Consider the following 18,604-nt stretch of genomic DNA (forward strand, 5'->3'; position numbering starts at 1 on the left):
GAGTTACTACCATTTTATAATTGCACTACCCCAGGTAAATCCACTACCAAAAGCTGCTAAAACCAATAAGTCTCCATCTTTAACTTTACCTTGTTCCCATGCTTCTGTTAATGCTATTGGGATAGATGCGGCAGTTGTATTACCGTATTTCATAATATTATTAAATACTTGATCATCCGAAAGCTTAAATTTTTTCTGAATGAACTGCGAAATTCTTAAGTTGGCTTGATGAGGTACTAACATATCAATATCTGTTGGTTGTAGGTTATTTGCCCCTAAACCTTCCATAATAACTTCACTAAAACGAACTACTGCATTTTTAAATACAAACTGTCCGTTCATGTATGGGTAGTAAGATTCGTCATTTTCGTCTGCTTCTTCTATAATATCTGTTACCCAGCGTTTTCCCATTCCAGGAGCTATTAAAGATAATTCTTCTGCATGCTGCCCTTCTGAGTGTAAATGTGTAGATAAAATACCTTTTGTAGTGTCTTCTTCTCTGCTTAATATGGCAGCACCAGCACCATCTCCAAAAATTACAGAAACACCTCTTCCTCTAGTCGTCATGTCTAAACCTCTAGAATGTAATTCAGATCCAATAACTAAAACATTTTTATACATTCCACTTTTAATATATTGATCTGCAACAGAAATACCATAAACAAATCCAGAACATTGGTTTCTTACATCCAAGGCACCAACGGTTTTTATTCCTAAATCTCTTTGTACTAAAACGCCTGGTCCAGGAAAATAATAATCTGGACTTAATGTTGCAAAAACTATGAAGTCGATGTCGTCTTTACTTATCCCCGCACGTTCAATAGCAACTTTTGCTGCTTTAACCCCCATAGAAGTTGTAGTATCACCATCACCATTAATTACATGTCTTCTTTCTTTTATACCAGTACGTTCTTGTATCCAACTATCATTAGTATCCATTACTTTAGATAAGTCGTCATTGGTTACCACATTTTCGGGTACATAATACCCTAATCCTATTATTTTTGAATTGTACATCGTTTTATTTTGCTAATTAAGAATATGTATTAACTTTTACTAAAGTAGGCTTGTAAAAAACTAAGATAAACAAAATTATACAAGCTTAGAATAGTTTAACTTTTATGATTGTTTTAGATAAGATCTAAAGCTATTTACTTCTACAACAGCTTTTAAATCATGTAGAAGGTTAAAGAGTCCAAAAAATGTTCTATTCATATATAAAAAATGTTTAGAGCCTCTATTTCCATTCATTTTTTTTATCTGATTGTCTTGAGCGTAACGTTGGCTTAAATCTGCGATTTTTGCCCAAAATATAGCATCTCCAAAATCAAAATACTCTTCATTAAATGGCGAAGTAAATAAGGTAAGCATCTCTTTAAATAATGCTTTAAAGAACACCAATTCTTCAGTTGAATCTGTTGGCGTTATAATTTCTAATTCGTATAATTTAGCTGTAAACAAATCATTATTTTCAATTACTTCTTTTTTAGCTAATTCAAAATACGGATTATAAAATTCGTCTGGAACTACTTTAATACAACCAAAATCTATGGCAATTAAAGTTTGTCTGTCGCTGATTAAAAAATTTCCAGGATGCGGATCGGCATGTACTTTTCTTAAACCATGTATTTGAAACATATAAAAATCCCATAGCGCTTGGCCCAATTTATTTCCTGTTTTTGTTGTAAATGTTGTTTTAGCAAATTCACTTAGATGCTGCCCAGTCATCCAATCCATTGTTATAATGCGCTCACTAGATAATTCTGGATAATATTTTGGGAATTCCATATTTGGAATAATTGCACAAGCTTCTGTTATTTCTTGACTTTGCTTTATTTCCAAAGAATAATTGGTTTCTTCTACCAGTTTATGTTCTACTTCTTTAAAATATTTGTCAGAATCTTTTCCCTGTAAATTAAACATTCTAATGGCTATTGGTTTCACAATTGCCAAATCGCTCTTTATACTCTCTGCAACTCCTGGATACTGAATTTTTACTGCAAGTTGCTTACCATCTTTTGTAGCTTTATGTACTTGCCCAATACTAGCGGCATTAATAGAATCTTTTGTAAAGGTGTCAAAAATTTCTTCAGGATATTTATCTAAATACTTTTTAAATGTTTTACGGACTAAAGGAGCTGAAAGTGGAGGAACAGAAAATTGTGATAAAGAGAATTTTTCTACATAGGCACTGGGTAAAAGGTTTTTTTCCATGCTTAGCATTTGTGCTACTTTTAAAGCACTACCTTTTAAACTTTTTAAGCCATCATAAATATCACCAGCATTGTCTTCATTAAGTTCTTCTTTGCTGAGCTCAGGGTTTACAAGCTTTTTACTATAGTATTTTATATAATTGCCTCCTATTTTAACACCTGTTTTTACAAGTTTGCTTGCTCTTTCTATTTTACCGGTTGGTATTTTGTCTATCGTTTTCATTAAAAAATAAAAGGATTATGATACTAGTGAAAATCTTTAGGCAAATTTTTCTTTAAATAGAAATTTGCCAAAATCTATAACACTTTCTAGTGGAGTGTTATCAAATACATCAAAAATAGTATGAACTGATTTTTCTATTGCTACATCTGTTTTTTCAAAATTAGCAGAATCGTCAGCAGCCCAAAATTTTAATAAAAATAAAAATTGAATCCATGCACCTTCAGCATATATTTTTGGATTTTTTTGAGTTATTTTAAAGTTTTTATCAGTATTAGCTACATCTACCAATTCGCTAGCGAATGTTTTAATGTGTTTTCTAAGTCCTTTTAATTGCTTCATGTTTTTAAACAAATCAGCATCTTGGTGCATTGCAAAAAGTACGTAACTTCTATTCATCGTTAAAAGCTCGAACATGGTAAAGAAAAAAGTTAGCATTTTATCTTTATTAGAGAAAGATGTAAACTCTTTATTTTTATTAATGACTCCAATAGTATTGCTATAGAATTTTTCCCAAATAGCTTTTTGTAAATTCTCAATAGAGCCAAAATAACTATAAAATTCTTCTTCTTTAATTTTGTTTTGTTTACAAAATTTATAAATAGATTTTGGAACAATTTCATGCTCAAGAACATGATCCATGTACATAGAAATGATAGCTTCTTCCGTAGTCTTTTTAATTTGTTTTTTTACTGCCATATCGTTGTTTTTAAGCGCTACTTATAATATAGTATTTGTGTTATAGTAATACAGTTATTTCTTAAGACAGAAATTGTTTGTATAACTTCAAATAATTTTTAGCGATGTAGTATGATATTTATTGAATTTAATTCATAAAAAACGTGTTACTATACCTAGAAACACGTTTTATATACAACCTAATAAATATATATACATGGATTGAGAAAAAACTTTCACAGCAATTATCCAGAACAATCCATACGCAAATATAAATAATGTTTAACTAAAATACTAATATATTAAACAATAAATTTTTGTTAAATAATTATTTACTTTAAAAAATAGGCAGTTAACTATTCATAAATTTAATATTCAGTTTAAAAAATGTCACCTATAGAAATTAAAATGTGTAGTAATTGTAATATAGATGTCAGTTTGTCACGTATTATTATAATGGTATTTTTTTTGACTAATTGTAACTTTAACAATAACAAACATTTCTAAAAATCCTAAATAAGGAAATAAAAATTAAAAATTTATTATGGCAACAGGTAAAATTAATGTGTCCGTTGATAATATATTTCCATTGATAAAGAAATTTCTTTACAGTGATCATGAAATATTTTTAAGAGAATTAATTTCTAATGCTACAGATGCCACGCTTAAGTTAAAGCATCTTACATCTATTGGAGAATCTAGTTCTGAGTATGGTAATCCTATTATTGAGGTAAAAGTTGATAAGGAAGGAAAAAAAATTCACATTATTGATCAAGGTCTTGGAATGACTGAAGATGAAGTAAAGAAATACATTAATGAAGTTGCTTTTTCTGGTGCTGAAGAGTTTTTAGATAAATATAAGGACTCTGCCAAAGATTCTGGAATTATTGGTCATTTTGGTCTCGGTTTCTATTCTGCATTTATGGTAGCAGAAAAAGTAGAAATTATTACAAAAAGTCACAAAGAAGATGCAGCTGTGCATTGGACTTGTGATGGTTCTCCAAATTTTTCTCTAGAAGAATCTGATAAAAAAGAAAGAGGTACTGAAATAATTCTTCATGTTGCTGAAGATTCTACCGAATTTTTAGAAGATAGTAAGATAAGTGAGTTACTTACTAAATACAATAAGTTTATGCCAGTACCAATTAAGTTTGGTACTAAAACAGAAACGCTTCCTAAACCTGAAGGTGCTAAAGAAGAAGATCCTGCCCCTACCAAAGAAGTAGATAATTTTATTAATAACCCTTCTCCTGCTTGGACAAAACAACCTGCTGAGTTAAAAGAAGAAGATTATAAAGGTTTTTATAGGGAATTGTATCCAATGCAATTTGAAGAACCTTTATTTAATATCCATTTAAATGTAGACTACCCGTTTAACTTAACTGGTATTTTATACTTCCCTAAGTTAACGAACGATTTAAATATTCAAAAAGACAGAATACAGTTATACCAAAATCAGGTTTTTGTAACAGATAATGTAGAAGGCATTGTTCCTGAGTTTTTAATGATGCTTAGAGGTGTTGTAGATTCTCCTGATATTCCATTAAATGTATCTCGTTCTTATTTACAAGCCGATGGGGCTGTTAAAAAAATATCATCTTACATTACAAGAAAAGTTGCAGATAAGTTAGCTTCATTATTTAAAGGAAATAGAGAAGAATTTGAAGCAAAATGGAATGATATTAAAATAGTGATTGAGTATGGAATGCTTTCAGAAGATAAATTCTTTGATAAGGCTGATAAATTTGCACTATACCCAACTGTAGATGGCGCCTATTATACTTTTGAGGAGCTTCAAGAAAAACTTAAAGCAAATCAAACAGACAAAGACAACAAATTAGTAGTGTTGTATGCCTCTGATAAAGAAGCACAACATAGTTATATAGAGGCTGCAAAAGCTAAAGGTTATGAGGTTTTATTGATGGATTCTCCAATTATTGGTCATCTAATGCAAAAATTAGAAACTTCTAAAGAGAATATTTCTTTTGCTCGTGTAGATGCAGATCACTTAGATAATCTTATTAAAAAAGAAGATACACAGATTTCTAAACTATCTGACGAAGAAAAAGAAAAACTTAAAGGTGATCTAGAAAAGGTATTTGGAGAAAAAAGTGCTTATACCGTACAATTAGAAGCTATGGATAGTGCTGCATCTCCTTTTATGATTACGGAGCCAGAATTTATGCGCCGTATGAAAGAAATGCAACAGACTGGCGGAGGTGGTGGTATGTTTGGAATGGGTAATATGCCAGAAATGTACAACCTAATTGTGAATACAAATCATGAATTAGTAACTGAAATTCTAAATACAAAAACAGCTAAGAAAAAAGAACGATTAATTAATCAGTCATTAGATTTAGCACGTTTATCTAAAGGTTTATTAAAAGGAGAAGAGTTAACTAACTTTATCAAAAGAAGTTATGAGATGGTTAAGTAAATGCACTTATATATCTTAATTGTACTTATTTTTAAAACTCCATTTCTAATCAATAGAAATGGAGTTTTTTAATTATGATTTAATAATTAATTATTTTTATCATTAAAAATGATTAGATTATAGATCAAACAAATATGTTTTGGACATAAACATAAATTTTTTCTCATTATTATCATCTGCCACGTTTTTACAAGGCATGGTTCTAGGTATTGTTTTTTTATTAAATGATAAGGAAAAAAATAAGAACACTTTCTTTTTAGGAATATTTCTACTTATTTACGCATTAGGGGTTTTACGCATTATTTTTTATCGATTAGATTTTTTTGAGGTACCACCAGAACTTTATGGATTACCTCTAAACATAAACTGGATTATTTTTTCTGCATTTTATATCTACACGCAGCAAATATATTCTATCTCAAAATCTAAAATTAAATACTGGTTACTTTATCCAGGTATCATTTCCTTTACATTGCAAACAATTATATTTTTTTTACCTTATAAAACTAAATTTGCAATTATAGAAAGTAATTGGGCAAAGTTATTTTTTGGTATTGGTATGGTGTATGGTTATGCAGTAGGTATTTATAATTTAAAATTATTAAAAACGCATAACCTAAAAATAAAAAACTATTTTTCGCAATTAGAATACAAAACACTTTTGTGGGCTAGAATTTATATAATTTTCGCCATAGTAGGTGGTATTATTTCGTATATTTTATTTTATAGTTTACAAAATAATTTTATTGCTAAAATTGCTTATGTCTCATTAAATTTTTTAGCTATTTATTGGGCTTCTTATCATGGTATTGTACAACGCAATATAAATTTAATTTTCCCAAAGCATAAAAAGCCTAAAAAAAGTATTAAAAAGATAAGTAAAGAAAAACCTGTTGATGAAAAAATAGCACTAAAAACACTCATGAAAAAGATAGATGATTATATGTTAAACTCTGAATGTTTTACCAATAGCGAATTAACAATTATTGATTTAGAGAAGGGATTAGGAATACATTCAAGGAAATTATCAAAAACAATAAATGAAGTAAAAAAACAAAATTTTAATACCTATATAAATAGATTAAGAATCAATAAAGCTGAGGTGTTATTAAACAAAAAAGAAAACGCTAATTTAAGTATAGAGGGTATAGGAAGTTTAGTTGGTTTTCATAGTAAGAGTGCTTTTTATAATGCTTTTAAAAAAACCTATGGTACAAGCCCTTCTAAATACATTAAAACAATTCTAAATTAAGTTTTACAAAAGTTAATTTAAATGCTTAATGAAATAAGTCTAAAATATTCCATACTATCTTTATTAGATATGATAGGTTCTTTTCAAGGCCTTGTATTTGGCTTTATTTTAATATTTTTTCACAAAAGAAAAATTAAAACAACGCTATTCTTAGGCATTTTTCTAGTACTATACTCTCTACAAAAAATTCCAAGAATTCTTAGGGAAATTAATTTTTTTGATTTTTATCCAGAACTATATGCGCTACCTTTAAACTCACTGTGGATTCTTTATCCAGTTTTTTTATTGTACACTGAAAAACTGACGATCTTTAAAAATGAAAAACAAAAAATTTGGATTTTATATCCAGGAATCATATCATACTTAGTTCAATTATATATCTTTTTTCAACCCTATGAAAAAAAGTTAATTATTGAGGAATCCATTTGGCTTAAAGTATTTTATATAGTTGGTTTAGCATTAGGATATATGATAGCATTTTTTAATTTGAAACTATTAAAAACGCACCTCAATGCCATAAAAAACTACTTTTCTGAGATAGAAACTGTAGAATTACAATGGGTAAAAAAATTTATTTACGTATCTATTTTTGGTTCAGCACTATATGCCATATTTTATTTTGCGCCTATTAAAAACCCATCAGTAAAAATTTATTTTGTTTGTTTTGATTTAATTATAATATATTGGTTATCCTATCATAGCCTTATACAACGGAATATCCTTTCAATAAAATCTAAAACCTCAAATTTTTATGATGTAGTAAATAGTGATATGGATGTTAGTAAAAATACTAATGATATAGACAAAGATACTGTCCATTTAATGCAAAAAATTGATAATTATATTACCAATACAGAATGCTATTTAAAAAAAGATTTAAGTGTTTTTGATTTAGCTGCAAATTTAGAAATACACCCTCGTAAAATTTCTACTACAATCAACAACGTTAAAAAACAAAATTTTAATAATTATATTAATAGTTTTAGAATAAAAAAAGCCACATTTTTTTTAAAAAACTCAGATGATAATAAGCTAAGCATAGAGGGTATAGGGAATCAAGTTGGTTTTCAAAGTAAAAGTGCTTTTTATGCAGCCTTTAAAAAAGAAACGGGAGCTACACCAACCGCTTATCTAAAAAAAACTGTTTCATAACAAATTAATATTGCTTAAACAAATCATGATACTACCTCAGAAAATGTTGTGGTACGTATCCTAATTCCTGAAAAACGATAGTTCTGATTCCTGAAATAGGGAGTAAAACTCGTCCTTGATTCAAAATTAGTTCTGTATTCTGAATTGACTACAGCTTTGTAAGCAATTTATGATATCACACTCATTTTTATATAGAACTTCGCATTCTGAAACGATTTTAATATTTAACTATCTCCCTAAAGTTACTATAAATGAAAACTGTAGAATTAGTAAAAAAAGGAAATTTTGATACTTGGGATCCAAAAAATTTGAAAGAATTAAAGACAGATAAAATAAGTAAAAAAATAGGACAATTAGTATTACACGAAGATGATGATATACGTATTTGGCAAGTAAAGTTATTACCCTACGAAAGGCTTCCTTTTAGGAGTGTAAATAATGATTGTTTTTTTTCGACCCAGACAGAAGGCTTACTACTATCAAGATCATCTGATGGCTCCATAAAATTAATAAAAATAAAAAAAGGCGATTCTAAACATTATAAGTTAAGAAATACAAATTATGTTTTTGATATAGAAAATATTGGAGTAAGTATTATCTCTCTTAATATCATAGAATATTTAACTAATGTTAGTGATAAAAAAATAAAGCAGTATTAAAATATACCAGTTCTTAACCTATCAAAATTAAGGTAGTGGTCTTTAATGATCATAAAAATACATCCCCCCGTAATTTTATGATACATCATAATAAGTTACCACTACCTATTTTTTTAAACACTTTCATTAAATGCCTTTTATATCCTTTAAATTAAAGCATTTTTATATCTTTAAAAAATGAAAGTTATTGCTACTAATATTGCAAAATCTACTACAATTTTTTGGAATGGTAAAAAAGAGCAAACGGGAATATATAAATATCCTACAGATAGCCCAATTCACCTTGGTAAAACTGATGTTTTACATGACACTGTTATAGACCGAAAACATCATGCAGGGATACATAAAGCGTGCTATTTGTTTTCAGCAGATCAGTACCCCTATTGGCAAAAATTATACCCCAGGCTAGAATGGAACTGGGGGATGTTTGGTGAAAATTTAACTGTAGAAGATTTAGACGATGCTGCCATTAGAATAGGGGATATATATAAAATAGGGACAGCCTTAGTTGAAGTATCTCAACCTCGAGAGCCTTGTTATAAACTAGGGATCCGATTTAATGATTCTAAAATTATAAAACAATTTGTAGAAAGAGAAGCTCCAGGTACCTATGTACGTATTTTAGAAGAAGGCGATGTAAAAGTAGGTGATACTTTGCAACTTGTAAAGCAATCTGAAAACTCGCTTACAGTTCAACAATTTTACAAGTTAGTTCTCAATAAAACTACAGAAACTACATTAATACATCTAGCAATTAATAACCCTGCAATACCAGACTATAAAAGAGAAAGATTAAGAAAATTACTTCATTAAAATTATATTCGTCAATTTATTTGCTCATAATATCAAAGAACATCTATCCAACTTTTTATTTGTTAGATATCAATAACCATTTATAATGCTATTTAAAGCTTTAAAGTAGATAGGTTTTTGATTAATTAATATTGTTTCTTCAAAATCTAAGATATGTTCTCTTTTCAGTTTTTCTGAAAATTGATGTAATTCGGTCTGGTAGAAATTAAACTTAGAATATTCTGCTATTAAGTTAATATCCTTAAAATTTTCAGAGAAATTATAGAACCAATATTTACTGTTAAAATCGGTTATTGTTACTTTTTTTATAATTTCTCCAATTTCTATTTTTGAAAAATCTGATTTTATAGTAGCATCAGAAATACTACCGATTAAGCCAAGATAAACATCGTTAAAAAAATAAGCACCAGCTTTAATTTCATTTACTTTAAAAGAGGCATCTTTTAAATGCATTTTATTGCTTGGATTTTTTAATAAGTCAGCTATAAGACCACCTCTTTTAATATTTAAATCAATAGTATTCTCTATCCCTCTAAATGTATATCCAGCTCCTTCACCTTTAATTTTTAAAATCACATAGTTGGGTATTTTAATCGTAAAAAAACTTTGAACTTTTTTTGGTCTATCTTTTAAAGGTTTATCCATAACTCTATTAGCATAAAATTTATAATCTACACTTATCTCAGAAATAATAGAATCTCTAGATTTCTTAACATTTATACTATCTAATCTGCTTGTTAATTTATTTGGTGTAACAAATATTTTAAAAAATTGATCATTAAAATTACCTGCATCTGTACCTGCTATTGTAATAGTATTATTAATATTTTTAGTGTTAATTTTAATTCTTTTTAAATGTTTTTCTATTTTATTTTTAGAAAATTTATTAAATTCAATATAATAATTTACATATATCTTATCATCTAAAGAAGGTTCAAAAACAACTTTAGACCCTTTTAAATTCACAGATAAAATAGATGTTTTATTTACATCAAAACTTTCATCTATAATTACTTTTTGCTGTCCAAAACTATATATACTTATTACAAGTAGTAAAAAGAGTATTTTAAATTGATTTTTCATGCTTTTCGCTATTTTGATTTAATAAATTAATGTGTGCTTGTATATCTTTTAATAAGCTTAACCTAGTTTGTAGGTTATGAATTAGGTCTTCTAAAATGGTAATATTTTCTGTGTCGCTATGATATGCTTTAGAAATTGTAGTATAATCTTCATCTAGTTGCTTTAATTTTTCTTTATATTTCGCTATTAATTTTTGATCCTTAGTTAAGGATAAAAACTTTTTCCACTCAAGGTCTATAATAGCTAAATATTCTTCTTCTATTGTTGAAAATTTTTCATGTGCTATTGCATTTTGTTTATCAAAATCATCATCAGATTGTATATAATTAAATAATGCATATCCTATAGAAATAAAAAAAAGAAAAAGTGCTGCTATCTGCATATACCAATTACGATTTACTGCTGTATAAAGAGGCTTGTTTACTTTATTTAGCTTTTCTAAAAATTCTAACCTATGGTTATCAGGTAATTCTTCCTGAGGAAAATCAGAACTTGTAAAACTATTTCTAAGTTCTCGTTTCATTGTAATATTTCTTTAATGATTCTTGGATTAATAATCTACCACGCCTTAGCTGTGTTCTTGATGTTTTTATGGGAATATCTAAAATTTCAGAAATCTCTTCATGATCATAACCTTCAATTAAATAAAGCATTACCACATGTTCATACCTTTTGGGTAAACATTTTATTTCATTTAAAATAGTAGTATTTGTTATTGTTATATCGAACTCCCAACTATCTTCGTTTATTTCTTTTATATCATATGTAAGATCTTCTATTGAAGTATAATTAATTTTCTTTTTTTTAAGAAAATCAATACTGGTGTTTATCACAATTTTTTTAAGCCAAGCACCAATAGTATAATTAGGTGTATAAGAATTAATCTTTAAAAATGCTTTTAAAAAACTTTCTTGCATCACATCTTTAGCATCTTCTTTATTTTCAATATACCTGCAAGTAACGGTATACATTGCCTCACAATATGTATCATAAAGTTTAATTTGAGAACTTCTATTACCCTTCTTACATTCTTCAATTATATTGGTAATATTTTTTTGCATTGAATACTTTTAGGCTTTCTTTTAAAAACGAATAAAAAAATTAAGGGTTTCAAAAATCAGTGAAAAAATATAAATAAGATATCATTTTAAAGAATTGAATGTGTAAATTGTATTTTTTGACACAAGAAAAATTAATTCAATTATCATCTAAAAATATTTTCATGAAAAATTATGTCCTAATTGCTTTTTGCTTTTTAATGCTACAAAATTGTAAAGAAGAAGTAAAAGAAATAGTAAATGATTCTGAAAAAGTAGTAAATGTAGCATTTGATACGCTATTGGAAGATTATTATCAAGAAGGTTTAAAGATGAATCCTTTAAATGCTACTATGGCTGGAGATAATAGGTATAATGATTTGTTGCCAAATAATTTAACAAATGGCTACAAAGAAAAATCAAAAGTTTTTTATGCTTCTTACAAAGAAAAAATAAATGCTATAGCAGATAGTACTTTAACAAATAACCAAAAGTTAAGTAAAGCAATTCTTAATTGGGAATGTGATCGTAATATGGAAATACTTTCTTTTAGAAAAGAACTTTTTCCTTTAGACCAAATGTGGACCATGCAACTTAGTTTTGGTCAGTTGGCTGGAGGTACTGGTGCGCAGCCGTTTAAAACAGTAGAAGATTATGATAATTGGTTAAAAAGGTTAGATGCTTATACCAAATGGCTTGATAGCGCCAAAAAAAGAATGCAAGAAGGTATTTTTAGTGGTTATGTTTTACCAAAATCATTAATTAAAAAAGTTACTCCGCAATTAGCAACATTAATGGATAAAAATTTAGAAGAACATTTATTTTATAAACCGATTAAAAATCTTCCAGAAAATTTTTCTGAAGCAGATAAAAAAAGGCTCACAGAAGATTACACTATAATGTTAACTGACAAAGTTATCCCTTCTTACCAAAAATTATATGATTTTATGAGCACAGAATATATGGAAGCAGGGAGGTTGACTAGTGGAATACAAGGAATTCCAAATGGAGATGATTACTATGCGCATGCAATAAAGTTATATACCACAACAGATATGACTGCAGATGAAATTCATGATATTGGTTTAAGTGAAGTTGCCCGTATTTCTTCTGAAATGCTAAAAATAAAAGACCAAGTAGGTTATAAAGGCGATTTAAAGTCATTTTTTAATCATGTGCGTACTAAAAAAGAATTGATGCCATTTACAGAACCGCAACAAGTTATTGCCAATTTTAATGCGATTCATCAAAAAATGAAGCCATTTGTGAATAAATTATTTGATAAACAACCTAAAACTGCTTTTGAAGTAAGGAGAACAGAAGCTTTTAGAGAAGCATCAGCAAGTGCTGAATATAACCCTGGTTCTATAGATGGTACCAGACCTGGTATTTTTTACACGCCTATCCCTAATGTAGCGAAGTATAATATGTATTCTGATGAAGATTTATTTTTACATGAAGCTATCCCAGGACATCATTTTCAAATAAGCCTTACTCAAGAAAATGAAAATTTGCCAAAATTTAGAAAAACACTTTGGTATAGTGCTTACGGAGAAGGTTGGGCTTTATATACAGAGTCTTTGGGAAAAGAATTAGGGCTTTATACAGATCCATATCAATATTTTGGGATGTTGGGTGCAGAAATGCATCGAGCAGTTCGTTTAGTAGTCGATACGGGTTTACATGCAAAAGGTTGGACTAGGGAACAAGCAATTGCCTATTCTTTGGATAATGAAGCAGAATCTGAAGCTAGTATTATATCAGAAATAGAACGTTATATGGCTAACCCTGGGCAGGCCTTATCATATAAAATTGGACAATTAAAAATTATGGACTTAAGAAGTAAAGCTGAAAAAGCTTTAGGAAACGCTTTTAATATTAAAGAATTTCATAATGAGGTTTTAGAAACGGGCTGCGTGCCTTTAGCGCTTTTAGAAAAAAAGATTGATGATTGGATTTTAAAAAATAAATAAATTACATACAAAAGCCTTGAAACATATTTGTTTCAAGGCTTTTTACTAACTGAATCAACTCTAATCTAACTTAAAATCTTTATTTAATAACTACATTTTTATAGTAGTAAGAACTACTATCATTAATCACTATTCTATAGTCATCCTCTAATGCTTTTTTAAAATTAAACGCTTTTTCTATTACAAATGCGTTTTCAAAATCTTCAGAAAAAACCATTCTATTATAACTATCATATATAGCAATAGAAACTTTACTTTTATCAAGGTTTAAAAAATTAAGGTAAAGCATTTTGTCTTTTTTTCTAAAAAATGGTTTAATCTTTTCTTTTTCATCTACTATCTCAATAGCACCTTCTGATACTTCAATAGTGTATGAAACTAACTCCATATCATTTTCTACTTTTAAAATATACTCTCCTTTATCTAAAGCATTAAGGTTAAATCTTTTTGTATAAATACCTTGATTCTTTAAATTTTCAGAAAAAATAACTGTTCCTTCTACATCTAAAAATTGAACAAATGTTTCCTGATTTTTTGTATCATATTCAAAAGATAAATTCTTCTGAGATCCATTAACAATGATCTTACCTTCACTTGCAATGCTTATTACTGTAACAAACATAAACGCAATTACTGCTACTAATTTTGATACTTTTTTCATAATTTCTGTTTTTTAAAACATTATTAATTAATTACATGGCAAATGTATATCCGAACAGGTAGGGTTACTACTACAGACTTAACCAATATCTATGCTATATTACCCTTTAGGTATAATAATGAAATCTAAATAGGTAATTATAAACATATTTAGTTGTAATTTTGAAAAACTAGAGAATTTCTAAAGCATACTAAATGAAACAAATTAAACCTGTTTTTGAAGCTATAGAACCAGATTTTGGGCATTCTTTTACTTATTTAGTATTTGATGAGCATAACCTTAATGTAACTAATAACTGGCATTATCATCCAGAAATAGAATTGGTTTACGTAAATGGAGGTTCTGGAAAAAGGCAAATAGGAAGTCATGTATCTCATTACACCAACGGAGATTTAATTCTTATAGGATCTAATTTACCCCACTGCGGATTTACAGATGAACTTACGGGTAATAAAAAAGAAACGGTTGTTTTAATGAAAGTAGATTTTCTGGGTAATGATTTTTTTAATATTCCTGAAATGAAAAAAATTCAGAAGTTATTTAGTATGGCCACAGGTGGGATTGCTTTTTCTGGTGCTGTAAAAAGTAAAATAGGAGAAAAAATTGAAATCTTAGAATATCAAACAGATTTTCAGCGTTTACTCTCTATTCTAAATATCCTGAATGAATTAGCAAATGCTAAAGACTTTAAAATATTAAATGCAGATGGTTTTGCTATGGAAACGGAATTAAAAGATAATGATAGAATTAATATTATCTTTAATTATGTAAAAACAAACTTTAAAGAAGAAATCCCTTTAGAAAAAATAGCCGACCTTGTGAGTATGACGGTTCCTTCTTTTTGCAGGTATTTTAAAAAAACAACTAAAAAAACATTTGTGCAATTTGTTAATGAATATCGCTTAGTGCATGCATCTAAGCTTTTAGCAGAACAGCCTTTAAGTATTACAGAGGTTTGTTTTGAAAGTGGTTTCAATAATTTTTCTCATTTCAATAAATCTTTTAAAAGCTTTACAGGGCAAAACCCATCAGAATACCGAAACGAATTAAAAACAATTTTGCACTAATGGCAGGTCTTTTTCAAGATGAGATTCATCTAAATTTACCCGATAGCGACATCATTTATTACCCTGCTTTTTTATCTACTGAAGAAGCAGATGCCTACCTTAAGTTTTTTAAGCTTAATGTTCCATGGCAACAAGATGATATTACTGTTTTCGGAAAAACATACCCTCAACCAAGATTAACAGCATTATACGGAGAAGATAACAAACCTTATTCATATGCTAATATTACGATGCAACCACATCCTTTTTCAGAAGAATTAATAAGGCTAAAAAGAAAAATAGAAACCAAAACAGATGCGGTATTTACCACTTGTTTACTAAACCTATATAGAAATGGTAAAGACAGTAATGGTTGGCATGCAGATAATGAAAAAGAATTGGGCGTAAACCCTGTAATCGCCTCTATAAGTTTAGGGGAAGAACGTTTCTTTCATTTAAAACACAGAACAGAAAAAACCTTAAAACATAAAATTTTATTAGAACATGGTAGCCTTTTACTTATGCGGGGTGCTACACAACACAAATGGTTGCATCAAATACCAAAAACTACAAAACCCATAAAAGAGCGCCTCAATTTAACTTTTAGAATATTGAAATAGTACGGTTATTTAAAAATATCATTTAAAACTTTAGCCAATCGTAAGCCACCTTTTTGCAACTGGTTTTCTAACACGGACCAATACGTATAACTATATTGGTATCGTAATTTCTCGCCCACTTCAACAGAATCATATATTTTATTGGCTAAATCTTGAGATTCTTCTACCCAATCTAAAATAGTCCCTTTTTGTATGGCTTTCTTATCTGCTTTCGTAATTACGGGTAAATTAGAAGCAAGTTCGGTATAACTCATCCCATACGAGTTAATCATATTGCTATCCCATACCCTATGTAAATTAGTACCTTCGTTAAACCATTGTACCTGTATATCATTACCACCTTTATCTTCTAAACGCCCAACATGCATGGGCTGATGCAAATCGCCTACTAAATGTATGAGAAGTTTTAAATAAAAGGCTTTATCTGCCTTTGAACTGTTTTTATCTTTTACAGTTTCTATACATTTCTGAATCCCAGTAATTAAATCACCACGTTCACTAGGAGGTACGTCTCCATATTTTTTATCAGCAGGAAAATTCACATAATGCCAAGCACTAAACTCTTTATAAGTACGGTCTGCTTTAATATCATCTCCAAAAGTAGAAGCAGAAGCTAAACTTTCTCCGTCTAGCAATTTTTTAATTGCTTTTTTAGCTTTACGACTTAAGTTTTTTTGTGCAACTTCACCAGTTGTTCTATGCCCCGTTTTTGACCAAAAAAAATCATTAGAAAATGATAATTGACTTATAAATAATATCAATACAACAATACGCTTTCTCATTCTAAATATTTTCTTCAAAAATAAATAAAGAAAGTTTAAGCTATTGTTAAAGATTGTATAGTTTTAGTTTAAATAGTTTTATTACTTAAAATTTAACTTTATTAATTATTTAATTAATTTTATTTATATTTATTTAAATATAATTTATTTTTATTTAAATAAAATGAGAAAACTACCTATAGTTTGCCCTAGTTGTGAAGAAAAATTATGTGTTAGTGAGCTGTCTTGTGATACCTGTGAAACAGTAATTTCTGGAAATTATCCTTTACCATTATTATTAAAACTTCCTGTAGATGAGCAAGAATTTATATTACAATTTGTATTAACAAGTGGTAGTTTAAAAAAAATGGCTGATAAAATGAATAATAGTTACCCAACCGTTAGGAATAAGTTGGATGATATTATTGAAAAATTAAATACCACCGAAAAATTAAAATAAAGAAAATGATATTATTTAATCCTTTTAAAAAATACCAAGAAAAAAAACTACTGATTTCTGGAACTTTTTTTGCTTTAATTGGTTCTCTATTAGCATATATCTTTTATGCAAGGTATGATGGGGTTTTAGATTTGCATTTTGTTATAAATATAAACTTCTTACAACCTTTTTTAGATAATGTTATAAACATTTTTTGTCTTTCAATAGTACTGCTTATAGCTGCCAAATACTATAATAAAAAAACGAGGTATATAGATGTTTTAAGCGCCGTATTAGTGGCTAGAATTCCTTATTACTTGGCTACACTATTTAATATAAATAATATTTTTTCTAATGCTAGTACAAAGATTTTAAATACCATATCACCAGATAAGATACCGGAACTTAATACCATGCCAATGAACTCTTTAATTATTGTTAGTGTTTTAGGCTTACTCACTTTTGCATTACTTATTTGGGCTATTGTATTACTTTGGAATGGTTATAAAATTGCTTCTAATGCAAAAGGAATAAAACCAGTAATACTATTTATTTCAGCAATACTTATTGCTGAAATAATTTCAAAAATTATAATTTTAAATAGCAACTACTAATGAAAAACATCAGTCTCAGCATTCTATTATTATTCTCTACGTTTATTTTTTCTCAAGAAATTATTTCGGAAGAACTCAATTTAAAAAACAAAGAAGTACAGCTTCCAGGAATACTTAGCTATCTAAAAAGCAAACAAAAATCACCACTAGTCATTTTTGTACATGGTTCTGGAAATGTTGATCGAAATGGTAACCAAGCTGGTACTACTGTCAATGCTAATTATATAAAAATACTAGCCGATAGTCTAAATACAAAAGGAATTGCTTTTTACAGATACGATAAAAGAAGCGCTACACCAGATAATCGTAAATTCCTAAAAAATATAACTATTAAAGATTTTGTAGATGATCTACATATAGCGGTAAACCATTTTAAAAATGATAAACGTTTTAGCGGTATTCACCTAGTAGGGCATAGCCAAGGTTCTTTAGTAGCGATGCTTAGTATTACAGGATTGATAAAAAGTTATACCTCTTTAGCAGGAGCAGGGCAATCTATTGATAAAACAATTATAGCACAAATAACATCGCAAAGCCCACCTTTAGGTAAAATAGCAGAAGCGCATATTTCTGAATTGATGCAAACTGATACCATTAAAACTGTAAATCCTATGTTACTATCTCTTTTTGCGCCTCAAAATCAGAAGTTTCTCAAAAATTGGATCACGATAGATCCTCAAAAAGAAATTCAAAAAATCACTATTCCTACCCTTATTATAAACGGAGATGCAGATTTACAGGTTATGGTTGCTGACGCAGAAAAATTAAAAGCCGCTAAACCTGAAGCTAAACTGGTCATTATTCCTAAAATGAACCATGTATTAAAAACCGTAAATTCATTGGAAGAAAATCAACAATCTTATGCTAAAAAAGAGTTTCCACTTTCTAAACTATTAATACATACGATATCTGAATTTGTAAAACAATAATTAAGAGTAAAACTAAT

General features: G+C 28.4%; 19 protein-coding genes. 11 read left to right on the forward strand and 8 right to left on the reverse strand.

All coding sequences use genetic code 11. From position 1 onward, the window contains the following. Positions 1-6 precede the first annotated feature (6 nt). The 3 genes from ACZ451_RS11570 to ACZ451_RS11580 form a co-directional block, all read right to left on the reverse strand. A complete protein-coding gene (locus tag ACZ451_RS11570) occupies positions 7-1,017 on the reverse strand; it encodes a 3-oxoacyl-ACP synthase III family protein (RefSeq protein ID WP_464212559.1) in 1,011 nt (336 codons plus the stop codon). A 102-nt stretch (positions 1,018-1,119) separates the two neighbouring features. Continuing rightward, a complete protein-coding gene (locus ACZ451_RS11575; protein ID WP_464212561.1) occupies positions 1,120-2,436 on the reverse strand; it encodes an ABC1 kinase family protein in 1,317 nt (438 codons plus the stop codon). A 36-nt stretch (positions 2,437-2,472) separates the two neighbouring features. After that, complete coding sequence (locus ACZ451_RS11580; RefSeq protein ID WP_464212563.1) at positions 2,473-3,132, reverse strand: TetR family transcriptional regulator C-terminal domain-containing protein; 660 nt, start codon at positions 3,130-3,132, stop codon at positions 2,473-2,475. A 523-nt stretch (positions 3,133-3,655) separates the two neighbouring features. On the opposite strand from ACZ451_RS11580, the gene htpG reads away from it, so the two are divergent. From htpG to ACZ451_RS11605, 5 genes are all read left to right on the forward strand, one after another. Next, positions 3,656-5,548: a molecular chaperone HtpG gene (gene htpG, locus ACZ451_RS11585; RefSeq protein ID WP_464212565.1), complete on the forward strand. Its 1,893-nt coding sequence runs from the start codon at positions 3,656-3,658 to the stop codon at positions 5,546-5,548. Between the two features lie 139 nt (positions 5,549-5,687). After that, positions 5,688-6,800, forward strand: coding sequence for a helix-turn-helix domain-containing protein (locus ACZ451_RS11590; RefSeq protein WP_464212567.1), 1,113 nt, complete (start codon positions 5,688-5,690; stop codon positions 6,798-6,800). A 21-nt stretch (positions 6,801-6,821) separates the two neighbouring features. Further along, on the forward strand, positions 6,822-7,952 hold the full coding sequence (locus ACZ451_RS11595) for a helix-turn-helix domain-containing protein (protein ID WP_464212569.1): 1,131 nt from the start codon (positions 6,822-6,824) through the stop codon (positions 7,950-7,952). A gap of 251 nt (positions 7,953-8,203) precedes the next feature. Next, positions 8,204-8,611 (forward strand): hypothetical protein, encoded by a 408-nt coding sequence (locus ACZ451_RS11600; RefSeq protein ID WP_464212571.1) that lies wholly within the window; start codon positions 8,204-8,206, stop codon positions 8,609-8,611. A gap of 177 nt (positions 8,612-8,788) precedes the next feature. Further along, positions 8,789-9,424: an MOSC domain-containing protein gene (locus ACZ451_RS11605; protein ID WP_464212573.1), complete on the forward strand. Its 636-nt coding sequence runs from the start codon at positions 8,789-8,791 to the stop codon at positions 9,422-9,424. Positions 9,425-9,493: 69 nt separating this feature from the next. On the opposite strand, the gene ACZ451_RS11610 is transcribed toward ACZ451_RS11605, so the two are convergent. Genes ACZ451_RS11610 through ACZ451_RS11620 form a run of 3 tightly spaced genes read right to left on the reverse strand, consistent with a single transcriptional unit; the run spans position 9,494 to position 11,568 of the window. Continuing rightward, positions 9,494-10,507 (reverse strand): hypothetical protein, encoded by a 1,014-nt coding sequence (locus tag ACZ451_RS11610; RefSeq protein ID WP_464212575.1) that lies wholly within the window; start codon positions 10,505-10,507, stop codon positions 9,494-9,496. Next, positions 10,491-11,030 carry a hypothetical protein gene (locus ACZ451_RS11615; protein ID WP_464212577.1) on the reverse strand — a complete coding sequence of 180 codons (540 nt, stop codon included), beginning with the start codon at positions 11,028-11,030 and terminating at the stop codon, positions 10,491-10,493. The genes ACZ451_RS11610 and ACZ451_RS11615 overlap by 17 nt, the downstream gene beginning before the upstream one ends. Further along, on the reverse strand, positions 11,014-11,568 hold the full coding sequence (locus ACZ451_RS11620) for an RNA polymerase sigma factor (RefSeq protein WP_464212579.1): 555 nt from the start codon (positions 11,566-11,568) through the stop codon (positions 11,014-11,016). The genes ACZ451_RS11615 and ACZ451_RS11620 overlap by 17 nt, the downstream gene beginning before the upstream one ends. 161 nt (positions 11,569-11,729) lie before the next feature. On the opposite strand from ACZ451_RS11620, the gene ACZ451_RS11625 reads away from it, so the two are divergent. Continuing rightward, positions 11,730-13,517 (forward strand): DUF885 domain-containing protein, encoded by a 1,788-nt coding sequence (locus tag ACZ451_RS11625; protein ID WP_464212581.1) that lies wholly within the window; start codon positions 11,730-11,732, stop codon positions 13,515-13,517. Between the two features lie 79 nt (positions 13,518-13,596). Here the strand turns inward: ACZ451_RS11625 and ACZ451_RS11630 are convergent, their stop codons facing one another. Continuing rightward, on the reverse strand, positions 13,597-14,178 hold the full coding sequence (locus tag ACZ451_RS11630) for a hypothetical protein (protein ID WP_464212583.1): 582 nt from the start codon (positions 14,176-14,178) through the stop codon (positions 13,597-13,599). Positions 14,179-14,372: 194 nt separating this feature from the next. On the opposite strand from ACZ451_RS11630, the gene ACZ451_RS11635 reads away from it, so the two are divergent. Then, positions 14,373-15,245, forward strand: a complete 873-nt coding sequence (locus tag ACZ451_RS11635; protein ID WP_464212585.1) for an AraC family transcriptional regulator — start codon at positions 14,373-14,375, stop codon at positions 15,243-15,245. After that, the gene (locus tag ACZ451_RS11640) at positions 15,245-15,844 is read left to right on the forward strand and encodes an alpha-ketoglutarate-dependent dioxygenase AlkB family protein (protein ID WP_464212586.1); all 600 of its coding nucleotides are present in this window, start codon (positions 15,245-15,247) and stop codon (positions 15,842-15,844) included. Before ACZ451_RS11635 ends, ACZ451_RS11640 begins: the two co-directional genes overlap by 1 nt. 5 nt (positions 15,845-15,849) lie before the next feature. On the opposite strand, the gene ACZ451_RS11645 is transcribed toward ACZ451_RS11640, so the two are convergent. Continuing rightward, entirely contained in the window at positions 15,850-16,626 is a 777-nt protein-coding gene (locus ACZ451_RS11645) for a S1/P1 nuclease (RefSeq protein ID WP_464212588.1), read from the reverse strand. 163 nt (positions 16,627-16,789) lie between these two features. Between ACZ451_RS11645 and ACZ451_RS11650 the strand changes: the two genes are divergently transcribed. Genes ACZ451_RS11650 through ACZ451_RS11660 form a run of 3 tightly spaced genes read left to right on the forward strand, consistent with a single transcriptional unit; the run spans position 16,790 to position 18,587 of the window. Next, positions 16,790-17,065, forward strand: coding sequence for a DUF2089 family protein (locus tag ACZ451_RS11650; protein WP_464212590.1), 276 nt, complete (start codon positions 16,790-16,792; stop codon positions 17,063-17,065). Between the two features lie 5 nt (positions 17,066-17,070). After that, positions 17,071-17,658, forward strand: coding sequence for a hypothetical protein (locus ACZ451_RS11655; RefSeq protein WP_464212592.1), 588 nt, complete (start codon positions 17,071-17,073; stop codon positions 17,656-17,658). Next, positions 17,658-18,587, forward strand: a complete 930-nt coding sequence (locus ACZ451_RS11660; RefSeq protein ID WP_464212594.1) for an alpha/beta hydrolase — start codon at positions 17,658-17,660, stop codon at positions 18,585-18,587. Before ACZ451_RS11655 ends, ACZ451_RS11660 begins: the two co-directional genes overlap by 1 nt. Positions 18,588-18,604 lie beyond the last annotated feature (17 nt).

This window comes from Allocellulophaga tsushimaensis (genome assembly GCF_055383085.1).

What these genes read in the sequence shown, in the direction of transcription:
- ACZ451_RS11655 (WP_464212592.1), top strand. Translation starts at nt 17,071, where the DNA reads ATGATATTATTTAATCCTTTTAAAAAATACCAAGAAAAAAAACTACTG.
- ACZ451_RS11580 (WP_464212563.1), bottom strand. Translation starts at nt 3,132, where the DNA reads ATGGCAGTAAAAAAACAAATTAAAAAGACTACGGAAGAAGCTATCATT.
- ACZ451_RS11570 (WP_464212559.1), bottom strand. Translation starts at nt 1,017, where the DNA reads ATGTACAATTCAAAAATAATAGGATTAGGGTATTATGTACCCGAAAAT.
- ACZ451_RS11630 (WP_464212583.1), bottom strand. Translation starts at nt 14,178, where the DNA reads ATGAAAAAAGTATCAAAATTAGTAGCAGTAATTGCGTTTATGTTTGTT.
- ACZ451_RS11600 (WP_464212571.1), top strand. Translation starts at nt 8,204, where the DNA reads ATGAAAACTGTAGAATTAGTAAAAAAAGGAAATTTTGATACTTGGGAT.
- htpG (WP_464212565.1), top strand. Translation starts at nt 3,656, where the DNA reads ATGGCAACAGGTAAAATTAATGTGTCCGTTGATAATATATTTCCATTG.
- ACZ451_RS11575 (WP_464212561.1), bottom strand. Translation starts at nt 2,436, where the DNA reads ATGAAAACGATAGACAAAATACCAACCGGTAAAATAGAAAGAGCAAGC.
- ACZ451_RS11615 (WP_464212577.1), bottom strand. Translation starts at nt 11,030, where the DNA reads ATGAAACGAGAACTTAGAAATAGTTTTACAAGTTCTGATTTTCCTCAG.
- ACZ451_RS11645 (WP_464212588.1), bottom strand. Translation starts at nt 16,626, where the DNA reads ATGAGAAAGCGTATTGTTGTATTGATATTATTTATAAGTCAATTATCA.
- ACZ451_RS11635 (WP_464212585.1), top strand. Translation starts at nt 14,373, where the DNA reads ATGAAACAAATTAAACCTGTTTTTGAAGCTATAGAACCAGATTTTGGG.
- ACZ451_RS11660 (WP_464212594.1), top strand. Translation starts at nt 17,658, where the DNA reads ATGAAAAACATCAGTCTCAGCATTCTATTATTATTCTCTACGTTTATT.
- ACZ451_RS11610 (WP_464212575.1), bottom strand. Translation starts at nt 10,507, where the DNA reads ATGAAAAATCAATTTAAAATACTCTTTTTACTACTTGTAATAAGTATA.
- ACZ451_RS11650 (WP_464212590.1), top strand. Translation starts at nt 16,790, where the DNA reads ATGAGAAAACTACCTATAGTTTGCCCTAGTTGTGAAGAAAAATTATGT.
- ACZ451_RS11595 (WP_464212569.1), top strand. Translation starts at nt 6,822, where the DNA reads ATGCTTAATGAAATAAGTCTAAAATATTCCATACTATCTTTATTAGAT.
- ACZ451_RS11620 (WP_464212579.1), bottom strand. Translation starts at nt 11,568, where the DNA reads ATGCAAAAAAATATTACCAATATAATTGAAGAATGTAAGAAGGGTAAT.
- ACZ451_RS11640 (WP_464212586.1), top strand. Translation starts at nt 15,245, where the DNA reads ATGGCAGGTCTTTTTCAAGATGAGATTCATCTAAATTTACCCGATAGC.
- ACZ451_RS11605 (WP_464212573.1), top strand. Translation starts at nt 8,789, where the DNA reads ATGAAAGTTATTGCTACTAATATTGCAAAATCTACTACAATTTTTTGG.
- ACZ451_RS11625 (WP_464212581.1), top strand. Translation starts at nt 11,730, where the DNA reads ATGAAAAATTATGTCCTAATTGCTTTTTGCTTTTTAATGCTACAAAAT.